Annotated in this window: 12 protein-coding genes; 5 read left to right on the top strand and 7 right to left on the bottom strand. The window is 70.7% G+C overall.

Going from position 1 to position 12,708, the window contains the following annotated elements:
- Positions 1-174 precede the first annotated feature (174 nt).
- Positions 175-480, bottom strand: a complete 306-nt coding sequence (locus tag M8445_RS15655; protein ID WP_273991221.1) for a metal-sensitive transcriptional regulator — start codon at positions 478-480, stop codon at positions 175-177.
- A 213-nt stretch (positions 481-693) separates the two neighbouring features.
- On the bottom strand, positions 694-1,017 hold the full coding sequence (locus tag M8445_RS15650; RefSeq protein ID WP_273991220.1) for a GNAT family N-acetyltransferase: 324 nt from the start codon (positions 1,015-1,017) through the stop codon (positions 694-696).
- A 126-nt stretch (positions 1,018-1,143) separates the two neighbouring features.
- Between M8445_RS15650 and M8445_RS15645 the strand changes: the two genes are divergently transcribed.
- From M8445_RS15645 to M8445_RS15625, 5 genes are all read left to right on the top strand, one after another.
- Positions 1,144-1,911 (top strand): type 1 glutamine amidotransferase domain-containing protein, encoded by a 768-nt coding sequence (locus M8445_RS15645; protein WP_273991219.1) that lies wholly within the window; start codon positions 1,144-1,146, stop codon positions 1,909-1,911.
- Positions 1,908-2,210 (top strand): putative quinol monooxygenase, encoded by a 303-nt coding sequence (locus M8445_RS15640; RefSeq protein WP_273991218.1) that lies wholly within the window; start codon positions 1,908-1,910, stop codon positions 2,208-2,210. Before M8445_RS15645 ends, M8445_RS15640 begins: the two co-directional genes overlap by 4 nt.
- Positions 2,211-2,542: 332 nt before the next feature.
- Positions 2,543-3,850, top strand: a complete 1,308-nt coding sequence (locus M8445_RS15635; protein WP_273991217.1) for a hemolysin family protein — start codon at positions 2,543-2,545, stop codon at positions 3,848-3,850.
- Positions 3,847-5,169 (top strand): hemolysin family protein, encoded by a 1,323-nt coding sequence (locus M8445_RS15630; protein ID WP_273991216.1) that lies wholly within the window; start codon positions 3,847-3,849, stop codon positions 5,167-5,169. The genes M8445_RS15635 and M8445_RS15630 overlap by 4 nt, the downstream gene beginning before the upstream one ends.
- A 95-nt stretch (positions 5,170-5,264) precedes the next feature.
- Complete coding sequence (locus M8445_RS15625; RefSeq protein WP_189064554.1) at positions 5,265-7,229, top strand: APC family permease; 1,965 nt, start codon at positions 5,265-5,267, stop codon at positions 7,227-7,229.
- Between the two features lie 178 nt (positions 7,230-7,407).
- On the opposite strand, the gene cobU is transcribed toward M8445_RS15625, so the two are convergent.
- Genes cobU through M8445_RS15600 form a run of 5 tightly spaced genes read right to left on the bottom strand, consistent with a single transcriptional unit; the run spans position 7,408 to position 12,673 of the window.
- Positions 7,408-7,947, bottom strand: coding sequence for a bifunctional adenosylcobinamide kinase/adenosylcobinamide-phosphate guanylyltransferase (gene cobU / locus M8445_RS15620; RefSeq protein ID WP_273991215.1), 540 nt, complete (start codon positions 7,945-7,947; stop codon positions 7,408-7,410).
- Entirely contained in the window at positions 7,944-9,359 is a 1,416-nt protein-coding gene (locus M8445_RS15615) for a cobyric acid synthase (RefSeq protein WP_273991214.1), read from the bottom strand. The genes cobU and M8445_RS15615 overlap by 4 nt, the downstream gene beginning before the upstream one ends.
- Positions 9,352-10,413: an aminotransferase class I/II-fold pyridoxal phosphate-dependent enzyme gene (locus M8445_RS15610; protein WP_273991213.1), complete on the bottom strand. Its 1,062-nt coding sequence runs from the start codon at positions 10,411-10,413 to the stop codon at positions 9,352-9,354. The genes M8445_RS15615 and M8445_RS15610 overlap by 8 nt, the downstream gene beginning before the upstream one ends.
- A complete protein-coding gene (locus M8445_RS15605; protein ID WP_273991212.1) occupies positions 10,410-11,327 on the bottom strand; it encodes a CobD/CbiB family cobalamin biosynthesis protein in 918 nt (305 codons plus the stop codon). Before M8445_RS15605 ends, M8445_RS15610 begins: the two co-directional genes overlap by 4 nt.
- The gene (locus tag M8445_RS15600; protein WP_273991272.1) at positions 11,324-12,673 is read right to left on the bottom strand and encodes a cobyrinic acid a,c-diamide synthase CobB; all 1,350 of its coding nucleotides are present in this window, start codon (positions 12,671-12,673) and stop codon (positions 11,324-11,326) included. Before M8445_RS15600 ends, M8445_RS15605 begins: the two co-directional genes overlap by 4 nt.
- Positions 12,674-12,708: the final 35 nt, after the last annotated feature.

The raw sequence follows: 12,708 nt of genomic DNA, 5'->3' as shown, positions 1-12,708 counted from the left end.
TTTCGCTTCAGACATAAGCATTAGCCCGGCCTCCCTTGCGGGAGGCGTGGGTTCTACATCCCACGGTTTTAACCGTGGGCTTTCCACCCACATCCTTTTCTGTAAAAGCGGCACTCCGCGACGGGCAGATAGACCCGGAGGTCTACCCCTGAGTGCTGACGCGAAAATCCTTCCCTAACGGCGGAGCAGTTTCACGGCGCGGACGACGTCCTGCGGCGTGATGGTCTCGCCGGGGCGGGCGCGGCAGCCGCCGGCGTACTGTTCGAGGATCTGCTCTCCGGCGGCGTCCAGGGCGCTGCGTACGCCGCTGAGTTGGGTGAGGATGTCGTGGCAGTCGCGGCCTTCCTCGATCATGCGTTGCAGGCCGCGCACCTGTCCTTCGATGCGGCGCAGGCGCAGCAGCACGCGGGTGTCGGTTTCGGTCAGTGGGGGCGCGGCGGCCGGTGGGGTCTGGGGGTTGGGGGTCGTGTCGGTGGTCATGGTGCGGGGGCGCTCCTGTGCAGCGTGAACGGTGGGTCGGCCCGGGTGGGCGTCGTGCGCTCAGCATACCCCCGGGGGCATATGCGGCGCACCCGGCCGCCGCCTGCGCGGCAGGTCTGCGCCACGTGAGCGACGCCCGGCGCCGCGCAGGGGCGGAATCGGGCGTCAGTACGGGCAGTGAGGATGATCAGGGGGCGCGGGTGTGGGCGTAGTTCAGAGGTTGAACACGCCGCGCTGTTCGGGCTGCACGAGGTCCAGGTACTCGCGGTGTTCGCGGATGTACGAGGCGATGAAGGGGCACATGGGGACGGCGTGTTTGCCCTGGGCGCGAATGTCGTCGAGGGCGGCGCGGGCCAGCAGGCTGCCCAGGCCTTCGCCTTCGTGACCCTCGTTGACTTCGGTGTGCGGGAGCATGACGGCGTGCTCACCGGCCGGGCGGAATTCCGCGAAGCCCAGCAGGGTGCCGCCCGCGTCGGTCAGTTCGTAGCGGTGGGTGTCGTCGTTGCGGCGGACGGTGGGGGCGTGGTCGTGGGTCATAGGGTCAGTATGGCCGGGCGGGTGGGCGGCGCTGCATGAGGATCCGTTCATGAGCCGTAGCTGCTTTGCTTAGCAAAGTGATTCGCATGACAGAGCTCTCATGAAACCTGACATAGGGTGCCTCACATGACCAAGCAGATTCTCGTCGTGATGTCCAGCGAAAGCCAACTGCCCATGCAGGAAGGCAAAACCCACGCCACCGGCTTCTACCTCAACGAGTTCGGCGTTCCCGCCCACAAACTCGTGCAGGAAGGCTACGCGCTGACCATCGCCACGCCCAGAGGCAACCGTCCGCCCCTGGACGCCGGCAGCGACACCAAGGACCTCTTCAAGAACGAGGAAGAGTACGAGCAGATCAAGGCCTTCGTGAACGAGACCCTGAGCGGCAAGATCGAGAAACTCGCGGACGTGACCGGCAACCTCGACCAGTTCGACGCCGTGTTCCTGCCCGGCGGGCACGCCCCCATGATCGAACTGATGCGCGACGCCGACCTCGGCACCGTGCTGCGCCACTTCCATGAGAAGGCCCAGCCCACCGCGCTGATCTGCCACGCGCCCGTGGCACTCCTGGCCGCGCAGCAGGACGCGCCCGCCTACCAGAAAGCTCTGCAGGAGGGCCAGACGCCCACCGCCAGCGGCTTCATCTACAGCGGCTACAAGGCCACCGTGTTCAGCACGCCCGAGGAGAAGGACGCCGAGCAGGGCTTCGAGGCTCCCATGCAGTACTACCCCGAAGACGCCCTGACGGCCGCCGGCATGACCATGGACAACGGTGCCAAGTGGACCAGCAACGTCGTCCGTGACCGCGAACTGATCACCGGCCAGAACCCCATGAGCGACGACGAGTTCGTGACTGTCCTGCTGGGCGCCCTGAACGAGAAGGCCAGCGCATGAGCGTCATCGCCGTTCACGCCATCATCGTGCCCAAACCCGAGTTCGCGGACGTGGTCGAGAAGGAAATGCTGATCATGGTGCAGGCCAGCCGCCAGGAAGAAGGCAACCTGCGCTACGACCTGCTGAAGGAAGTCAAGGACGGCGTCGCCCGCTACCACGTGCAGGAACGCTACCGCGATCAGGCCGCCGCGCAGGCCCACCGCGACAGCGCCCACTACCAGGCGTACCGCGCCAAGGCCGGCGAGTGGTTCGCGCAGGCCCCGGAAGTGGTCGTCCTGACCGAGATCGACGTCGCCTGACCTGACCACCTCGGGTAGTCCCGGAACGTCCGCCATGTGCGGGCCGCAGCGCCGCTCACCGAATCCCGTTACGGGGTCCGGGGGCGGCGTTCCCCATGCCCGGCCTGACTCCCGCCCCGGCCGGGCACGGGGGCCGCGTGGGTTCAGCAGACGTTCATGTCACCTGTCCGCGTGACCTGCGCCGCTGACCGCCGGACGCCGCAACTGCTAGTGTGACCATGTATGACGTTGCCCTGTTGTGACAGCGCCGAACCTCCCAGTTCGCGTCCCCTGACGCCCCACCGGTCTTCCCCCAGCCGACCCGGCCTCCCCAGTACCCCGTGGGGGCCGCAGTGAACGCCGCGCTGCCCCTGCTGGTCATTCTGGTGATGGTCGCCGTGAACGCCCTGTACGTCGCGGCGGAGTTCGCGGCCGTCGGCGCGCGCCGCTCACGGGTTCAGGAGAGCGCCGAGAGCGGCAACCGCGCGGCAGTCACGCTGCTGGGCATCCTGCGGGACCCGCAGCGGCTGGACACGTACGTCGCCGCCTGCCAGATCGGCATCACGCTCAGCAGCCTCGTGGCCGGCGCGTACGGGCAGTCGCAGCTGACCCCGCTCCTGACGCCCAGCCTGGGCCCGGTGGGCGGCGAGGTGGCCGCCACGGTGGTCGTCCTGATTCTGGTCACGGCGCTTCAGGTCGTGCTGGGCGAACTGCTGCCCAAGACCGTGGCGCTGCGCTACCCCGAGCGGCTCGCGCTGGCCACCCTGAGGCCCATGCAGTTCAGCCTGCTGCTGTTCCGGCCACTGATCGCGCTGTTCAACGGCGCGGCCTTCGCGCTGCTGCGCGCCGCGAAGATGGACGTGCAGCACAGCCACGCGCACGTGCACTCGCCCGAGGAGTTGCAGGACCTGTACCGTGAAAGCGCCGACGGCGGCCTGATCGACGCGAATGAACGCGAGATGCTGTCCGGCGTGCTGAACGTCGAGGGCCGCGTGGTCCGCGAGATCATGACGCCCCGCACCCGCACCCTGACCGTCCCCGCCGACCTGAGCGTCCGCGAGGCCCTGACCCGGCTCGCGCCGAGCGCCTACTCGCGGTTTCCCGTGACGGCCGCCACCAGCGAGATGGGCAGCGAGGAAGTCGTGGGCGTGGTGCACCTGCGCAGCCTGTACCTCAGCGCCGAACGCAGCCCGGACGGCGCCGTGCGCAGCGTCATGCGCGAACCCCTGGTCGTGGCGGAAGTCATGGGCGTGCCGGACCTGTGGCGCCGCCTGCGGGACTCCGGCCGGCACAGCGCGCTCGTCGTGAACGAGTACGGCAGCGTCTCGGGTTTCGTGACCCTCGAAGACGCCCTGGAAGAAATCTTCGGTGAGTTGCAGGACGAATTCGATCAGGAAGAAGAACCCATCAGCGTGCAGGGCGGCCGGATCCTGGTGCGCGGCGACGTGCTGATCGACGTGCTGAACAGCCGCTTCGACCTTGACCTGCCCACCGACGAGGTCGACACCGTCAGCGGCCTGATCTGGCAGGAACTCGGCCGCCTGCCGCAACCCGGCGACGAGGTGAGCGTCACGTCCGGCGACCTGATCTTCCGCGTGGAAGCCATGGAACGCCGGGCCGTGAAACGCGCCAGCTTCGCCGCCACCGGAGAGCGCGCATGACCTACCTGACTCCTATTCTGGTGATTCTGCTGCTGGTTACCCTGAACGGCCTGTTCGTCGCGGCTGAATTCTCCCTGATCGCCGCGCGCCGCTCCCGGCTGGACAGCATGGCCGAGCAGGGTAGCGCCAGCGCCCGCACCCTGACCCGCCTGATCGACCAGCCGACCGGTAAGGACGGGTACATCGCCATCGCGCAGCTGGGCATCACGCTGGCCAGCATCGGGCTGGGCATGTACGGCGAGCCCCAGGTGGCCGGGTGGCTGTACGGCCCATTCGAGAACTGGGGCCTGTCGTACGCGGCCGCGCACACCGCCGGATTCGTGATCGCCCTGAGCTTCATCACGTTCATGCACGTGGTGTTCGGCGAGATGATCCCCAAGGCCCTGGCCCTCCAGACGCCCGAAGCGGTCAGCGTGGGCGTGCATCCGCTGATGCGGGTGTTCGGCCTGATCTTCCGGCCGTTCGTGTGGGTGCTGGGCGGGCTCGCCCTGGGCCTGATGCGCCTGCTGCGCGTCCGCGAACCCGGCCGGGGCGCCCTGCTGTACACCAGCCGCGAACTGAGCATCATCACCGACGAGAGCGCCCAGAGCGGCCAGATCGGTGACGTGCAGCGTGACCTGATCCGCAACATCTTCGCGCTGGAGGAACGCACCGCCGAGGAACTCATGACCTCCCGCGCCCGCATGGACGTACTAAACGTGAACGCCAGACCCGAGGAGATCGCCGCGCGCATCGCGCAGTCCACCCGCAGCCGCTACCCCGTCTACGAGGACAACCTCGACAGCATCGTGGGCGTGCTACACGTCAAGGACTTCATCCGGGCGCGCGTGTCGGGCCGGAACCTGCACCTGGGCCGGCTGGTACGCCCCCTGCCCAGCGTGGTCGCCGCCGCCACCGCCGAGGACCTGCTGAGCCTGTTCAAACGTGAGCGCGCCCACTCGGCACTCGTCGTGGACGAGTTCGGCGGCACGCTGGGCTTCGTCACCATGGACGACCTGATCGAGGACGTCATGGACGAGGAAGACGCCCACGCCAGCGAATGGGTGAAAGTCAACGAGGACGGCTCGTACACCGTGGACGGCGAGGTCACGCTCCAGGAACTGCGCGACGATCACGGCCTGAACCTGCGCCACGACGACGTGCTGACCATCGCCGGCCTGATGCTCGCCGAGACCGGCACGCCCCCCCGCACCGGCGACACCCTGCACGTCCAGCAGCACGACCTGACCGCCGAGGACGTGCAGGGCCTCAAGATCACTCGCGTGCGCCTGCGGCCACTGGGGAAAGAACATGCACCTGCGCGCAGGGGACAGCCCTGACCACCTGAACAAAGGCTGAACGCGAGCCCAGGCATGGCTTCCCGGGTGGACTGACCCCGGGAAGCCTGTGGGTTTTGTCGTTCATAGTGACGTTCATGGATTCCTCAAACGCCCCATCGTGGCGATCCGGTTTGAAGTCGTGGTTACTGCAGGGTAAGCAAGATGAACAGGAAGGCTTTTACGAAGAGCCGCCACACGCCCAGTCCCACACGCAACCCTGGTGGAAGGTCATGTGCCTCACCGGCGTCGATTACTTCAGCACCCTGGGCTACCAGCCGGGCATCGCGGCCCTGGCGGCCATCTCCGCTGGCTCGCTCGCTCTGTCACCCATCGCCACGCTGGTGCTGGTACTGGTCACCCTGTTCGGGGCTTTGCCGATGTACCGCCGCGTGGCGCAGGAAAGTCCGCACGGAGACGGCAGCATCAGCATGCTGGAGCGTCTTCTGCCGCGCTGGCAGAGCAAGATCCTGGTCCTGATCCTGCTCGGGTTCGTCGCGACCGGTTTTTTCATCACCATCACCCTCTCCGCGGCCGACGCGACCGCCCACATCGTGGAAAACCCTTTTCTGACCCACTACACCGAAGGGTGGAACGTCCCCATCACCCTTGTGCTGATCCTGCTGCTGGGCGCGGTCTTCCTCAAGGGGTTTGGCGAGGCCATCGGCATTGCGGTCGGGCTGGTAGTCCTGTTCCTCGGTCTGAACGTGGTGGTGCTGGTCGACGCGTTCCGGCAGGTCCTGGCCACCCCGGTCCTCTGGTCGAACTGGACCCAGGCGCTCGGGAGCAGTTACGGCAGCCCGCTGGCCCTGATCGGCGCCGCGCTGCTGGTCTTCCCGCGTCTGGCGCTGGGGCTGTCCGGCTTCGAGACGGGTGTGGTCGTGATGCCACTCGTGAAGGGGGACGCGAGTGACACGGAAGCCAATCCCGCCGGCCGGATTCGCAACGCCCGGAAGTTGTTGACCGCGGCGGCGCTGATCATGAGCGTGATGCTGATCGGGTCCTCCTTCGCCACGACCCTCCTGATTCCCCCACAGGCGTTTCAGGATGGCGGTGAGGCGTCCGGCAGGGCGCTGGCGTACCTGGCGCACGAGCGGCTGGGTGAGGTGTTCGGCACGGTGTACGACATCAGCACGATCCTGATCCTGTGGTTCGCGGGAGCCAGCGCGATGGCCGGCCTGCTGAACATCGTGCCCCGCTACCTGCCCCGCTACGGCATGGCCCCGGCCTGGGCGCGCATGAACCGCCCACTGGTCCTGATCTTCACGGCAGTCAGCGTCCTGCTGACCGTGATCTTCCGGGCAGACGTGAACGCGCAGGCCGCCGCTTACGCGACGGGCGTACTCGTCCTGATCGGCAGCGCCTCCGTCGCGGTGACCCTCTCGGCCGTCCGGCGCCGCGCCACCGCGCAGATCATCGGGTTCGGGCTGGTCAGCCTGATCTTCGGTTACACCCTGGCCGTGACGTTCATCGACGACCTGAGCGGCCTCCGCCTCGGTGGACTGTTCATCCTGGCGATCATGGTCGTCTCGCTGATCTCCCGGGTCAGTCGCGCGACGGAACTGCGTACGGAACGAGTCGAACTCGACGCGGGCGCCCGCGCCATTCTGGACGGGGCGGCCCGCTCGCAGGACCTGCGGTTCATTGCCAATGAACGGAACGAGGGAGACGCGGCGGAATACATCGAGAAGGAGCGCGAGGTCCGGACAGAGACGCACCTGGCCCAGGGGCACCCTGTGCTATTCCTGGAAGTCACCGTGGCGGACCCCAGTGAGTTCAGTGACGTGGTGGAAGTTCGTGGCGTGGAGATCGGGGGGCATCAGGTGCTGCGCCTGGAATCCAGCGCCGTCCCGAACGCCATTGCGGCCTTCCTGCTCTATGTCCGCGATACGTACGGTCAGCGACCACACGTGTACTTCGAGTGGATCGAGGACAGCCCGGTGGAAGCAGCGGGGCGGTTCCTGCTGTTCGGGGAAGGGGACGTGCCGCCGCTCACGCGGGAAATTCTGCGCCGGGCCGAACCGAACCGGGAGCGGCGACCCGTGGTTCACGTCGGCGGTTGAGCCTGGAACGCCGGGCCGGCACCCGCGCTGTTTCGCTCCCAACGCCACGCCCGGAATCCGCGCTTCTCCCACTCGTATCCACCCGGGTGGAACGGTCTGAACCGTTCCACCCGGGTCCGTGTTGACAAGGTGTTCAGGTGGTCAGGGGGCGGCCACCCCGGCCTCCCACAGCCCGGCGCTACTTCAGCCGTAGAGGCAGACCGCTGACGATCAGGTGCGCCTCGTCGCTGGCGGCGGCGGCCCGCTGGTTCACCCAGCCGAGCAGGTCGCGGTAACGGCGGGCCAGAGCGTTATCGGGCACGATGCCGAAGCCCACCTCGTTGGTCACGAGGACCGTCACGCCGCCTCGTTCGCGGGCGGCGCGCAGCAGGTCGTCGGCGGCGTCCAGCACCGCGTCGTCGGTGTGCCCGGCCAGCATCAGGTTACTGACCCACAGGCTCAGGCAGTCCAGCAACGCGGCGGGTGTGGTCACGGCGCGCAGCGCGGCGGGCACGGCCAGCGGTTCCTCGTGCGTGACCCACCCGGCGGGCCGGTCGGCGCGGTGACGGGCGATGCGGTCCGTCATCTCGTCGTCGAAGGCCTGCGCCGTGGCGAGGTACGTGACGCCCCCTCCGTCCGGCGCGGCCTCCTGCGCGGCGCGGCGTTCCGCGAACGTGCTCTTGCCGCTGCGCGCCCCGCCGGTCACGAACACGATCCGGCCCGCCTCTGACCGCGTCACAGCATTCCTTCAATGACCGACCAGTCCAGCCCGGCCCGCACCTGCGCCGCGATTGCGTCCAGACGGGCGTCCAGCGAATCCAGGCCCGGCGGGAGCGGCAGGCCCGCCCAGCCCAGGAAGCGTTCCAGGTACGCGGGGTTCTCCAGCAGGCCGTGCAGGTACGTGCCGCGCACGTTGCCCTGCCGCCACAGCAGGCCCGGCGCGAGGGTCTGCACGCCGCCGCCCGCGCGGGTCTGCCCGTGGTGAATCTCGTACCCGGTCAGGGCGAAACCGGTCTCGGGGTCCGTGAAGGTGGTCTGCACGGTCGTCTTGTCCGGCATGAACTCGGTGTGCAGGTCCAGCAGGCCCAGACCGGGGACCCCGGCGCCCGGCACGCGGCCCTCGATGCCGTGCGGGTCGCGGATGGACTGCCCGAGCATCTGAAGGCCGCCGCACACGCCCAGCACCGGCACGCCCGCCCCGGCCAGCCGCGTGATTCCGGCGGCCAGTCCGGTCTGCCGCAGCCAGTTCAGGTCGGCGGCCGTGCTCTTGCTCCCGGGAATGATCACGGCCCGCGCGCCCGCCAGCTCATCCGGGCGGGACACCCAGCGGGCCAGCGGCCCCAGCGGCGCGAACTCGTCGAGGTTACTCACGCGCGGCAGACGCGCGATGGCCACGAAGCCCGCGTCCGCGTCCGTCGCGGCTGCACGTGAATCCAGCCACACGCCGTCCTCCTCGGGCAGCGTCACGTCCAGCATGGGAATCACGCCCACCGTCGGCACGCCCGTCTGCTCCTGCAACCACTCCGGGGCAGGCGACAGCAGCCGCGCGTCCCCCCGGAAACGGTTGAGGATGAAGCCGCGCAGCAACCCGCGTTCTTCGGGCGTCAGGCAGTGCCAGGTGCCCAGCAGGTGCGCGAACGCCCCGCCCCGGTCGATGTCGGCGGCCAGCAGCACGCCCGCCTGCGCCTCCAGCGCCACGCGCATGTTCACGATGTCGCTGCCGCGCAGGTTCACCTCGGCCGGACTGCCCGCCCCCTCGATGACCACCACGTCGAATTCGGCCAGCAGGCTGTGCAGGGCCACCTGCACGTGCGGCCACAGGTGCGCCTTGCGCTCCCGCCACGGCAACTCCGTGATCTCGCGGCTGACCTGCCCCAGCAGCACCACCTGCGAGCGGGTATCCGCCTCGGGCTTCAGCAACACCGGGTTCATGCGCACGTCCGGCGTGACCCGCGCCGCGCGCGCCTGCACGAGTTGCGCGCGGCCCATCTCCAGCCCGGCCGGCGTGACCCCGGCGTTGTTGCTCATGTTCTGCGCCTTGAACGGCGCGACCCGCAGGCCCTCGTTCGCCAGCGCGCGGCACAGCGCGGCCGTCAGGTAACTCTTGCCCGCGCTGCTCGTGCAGCCCTGCACCATGATCGCCTTACCCATGTCGGCCTCCGCGGCCCAGGCGGGCGGTCAGGGCGCGCAGCAGGGCGGCGTTCTCGCCGGGCAGGCGCGTGCTGACGCGGATGCAGTCCGGCAGGCCGTAGCTGGCGCAGTCCCGCACGCGGATGCCGCCTTCGCGCAGGTCGGCGGTGACGGCGGCGGCGTCCCCGACGCGCAGGGTCATGAACGGCGTGCCCGCGTGCTCGGTGCGGCCCAGGCGGCCCAGGTCGGCGGCCAGTTCGGAGGCGTGCGCGGCGACGCGCGGCAGCGTCTCGGCCAGGAAGCGCGCACCGTGCGGCAGGGCCGCCAGGACGGCAGCGGTGGCGGCCGTGACGTGCCACGCGGGGGCGAGGTTGTCGAGCGCCGCGACGACCGGCGGCGCGGCCAGGGCGTAGGCGGGGCGCGCGCCGACCATGCCGTGCGCCTTGCCGGGCGAGAGGACCCTCACCAGCGCCGGGTGCCGCGGCGGGACCGGCAGGGCCGTGAACGGCGCGTACGCCTCGTCGACGATCAGCAGCGCCCCGGCGGCAGCGCAGGTGTCGGCGGCAGCCAGCAGCTCGCCCAGTGTGGGGGCATGCCCGGTGGGGTTGTGCGGGTACCCGACGTACACCAGGCGCGTGCGGGCCGGGAGCGTGGTGGGCAGCGCGGGGACGACCTGCACGGACGCGCGTTGCAGCGCGGCCGCGCGGGCCAGTTCCCCGAACGGCGCGTACAGGCTCAGCAGGGTGTCGCCGCTCCCCAGGTAGGCGCGGGCCAGGCGGTGTAGCAGGTCGGACGCGCCGGTCGCGAGGGCCACGCCGCCGGGTTCGGTGGCGTGCCACGCGGCCAGCCGCTCGCGCACACGGGCGTACGTGGGGTCCGGGTAGTGGGCGTGATCGGCGTCGCGCACCGCCTGGATCAGGCGGGGGTTCGGGCCGTACGGGTTGGTGTTCACGCTGAAATCCAGGCCCGTGAACGCCTGCGCGTCCGGCCCGCCGTGCGCGGCGCGGGGCAGTACGGGCGGCAGGCTGGAGTGGTCGGTGGGTGGCAGGTCCGTGACCGGGAGGTCGGTGGTCATGGGCGGGCCCGGCGGGCAGGGCAGGCGGGTGGGCGGGGCAGCATCAGGCACAGCGTAGCGAGGATCAGGGTCAGGTGCGCCAGACGCCGCGCCGCGCGCAGGTCAGAGGCACCCGGCGCGCGCCCCTCGGGATTCAGGACGTACACGCCGCGCTTGTCGAGCCGCACGCCCAGCGCCCCCGCGAACACGCTCATCGGGTGCCCGGCGTTCGGGCTGGTCGTGACACGGCGGCCTGAGCGCCATGCGCGCCACGCGGCGCGGCCATCCAGTCCCAGGAGCGGCGCGGCCAGCAGGGCGCACGCGGCGCTCAGGCGGGCCGGGGCGAGGTTCAGCAGGTCGTCGGCGCGCGCGGCGACCTTGCCCGGCCACTCCAGGTCCGGCGTGCGGTAGCCCCACAGGGCGTCGGCGGTGTTCGTGTAGCGGTACAGGGCCGCCAGCGGCAGTCCGCCCGCGCGGTACGCCAGCAGCGGCGCGACCACGCTGTCCGACAGGTTCTCCGCGAGGCTCTCGGCGGCGGCCCCGGCGACCTCGGCGGCGCTCAGGTGGGTGGTGTCGCGGCTCACGAGGTGCCACGCCAGCAGGCGGCGCGCTTCCGGCAGGTTGCCCACGTGCAGGGCCGCCTCGACCTCACCCACTGCCGACAGCAGGGCCCGGCGGGCCAGCAGGGGCTTCAGGAAGACTCCCTGCGCGGGCCACGGCAGCCGCGCCGCCGCCCCGCCCGCCAGCGCGGCCAGCGTGGCCCCGCCCGCCCAGCCCAGGCCCCCCTCCAGCAGTTGCGCGGCGGGCGTGGTGGCCTGCCAGCGGCCCCGCGCGGCGTTCAGGTACGAGCCCATCCACACGACCGGATGCCAGCGGGCGGGCGGCTCACCCAGCGCGTCCAGGGCCAGGGCCAGCAGCAGGGCGCGGCGGCTCATGGGCTTCCGGGCGTGCGGCACTGGTCCACGAACCGGCGGGCCAGCGCGGGGTCCGCGCCCAGGTGCAGGTGCAGGTAACTGGCGAGCACGTTCCCGTGCGCGTAGCCCTCGTGGACGGTCGTGCCGTCCGGGGCCTGCCAGCGGTAGGCCGGGTGGGTGGGTTCGTGCGTCAGGACCGAGTGGTGGAATTCGTGGCCGCGCAGCGCCGCGCCCGCCGGGGACAGGGGCGTGCCGGTCAGGGCGCGGGCGTCGCGGTAGCCCAGGGTCAGGCGGGGGGCCATGCGGGTGCGGTCCGGCGTGACGCCGCACATCTCGAAGGTGCGCTCCGGCGTTTCCAGCGAGTGGCCCAGGTACATCAGGCCGCCGCACTCGCCGATCACGGGCCGCCCGGACGCCGCAAAGGCCCGGACGGCGGCGCGCATGGCGGCGTTCGCTTCCAGTTCGGCGGCGTGCGCCTCGGGGTACCCGCCGGGCAGTAGCAGCCCGCCCAGTCCCGGCGGCAGTCCGGCGTCCCGCAGGGGACTGAACGGCACGAGCTCCGCGCCCTGCGCCCGCAGTTCGTCCAGTGCGTCCGGGTACGAGAAGTGAAAGGCCTCGTCGTGCGCCACGCCGATCCGCACCCGCTCGCCCGCCGGAACGGGCGTGGGGGGCGGGAGAGGCAGCGCGGGGGCCTGCGCGGCGGCCAGCAGCGCGTCCAGCCGCAGGAAGCGCGCGGCGTGCAGGGCGTCTGCCGCGTCCCAGGAGGCCTGCTCGGCGCTCAGCAGGCCCAGGTGCCGCGCCGGGAGGTGCAGCCGCTCGTCGCGGGGCACGAAGCCCAGGACCGGCAGGCCCACCTGCGCCAGCGCCGCCTCGCACAGTTCCGCGTGACGTTCGCCGCCCACGCGGTTCAGGATCACGCCCGCCACCCGCACAGGCGGGACCGTCAGCGGCGCGAAATCCCGCAGCCCGGCGGCCACGGCGGCGGCGGTGCGGGCCATGCCGCCCGCGTCGATCACCAGGACCACCGGGGCGCCCAGCAGGCCCGCCAGATCGGCGGTGGAATGCTCGTCGCTCAGGGAGTCGCGGCCGTCGTACAGGCCCATCACGCCCTCCAGGACGCTCACGTCGGCCTGCGCGGCGGCGCGGGCGAACAGGGCGCGCAGTCGCTCACGCGGCAGCAGGAACGAGTCGAGGTTCCGCGCGTCCCGCCCGGCCGCGCGGGTCAGGTGCGTGGGGTCCAGGTAATCCGGCCCCAGCTTGAACGGCTGCACGCGCAGCCCACGGGCGCTCAGGGCGAGGCACAGCAGCGAGGCGACGGTCGTCTTGCCGCTGCCGGAGTGCGCGGCGGCAATCACCAGCCGGGGCATGACGGGGACCGGTGAAGGGGCGTTCAGGTCAGGGT

The sequence above is a fragment of the Deinococcus aquaticus genome, assembly GCF_028622095.1.
GTDB classification, from domain to species: Bacteria; Deinococcota; Deinococci; order Deinococcales; family Deinococcaceae; genus Deinococcus; species Deinococcus aquaticus.
Note: the sequence above shows the minus strand (reverse complement) of the source record. Positions and strands in the feature narration are given on the sequence as shown.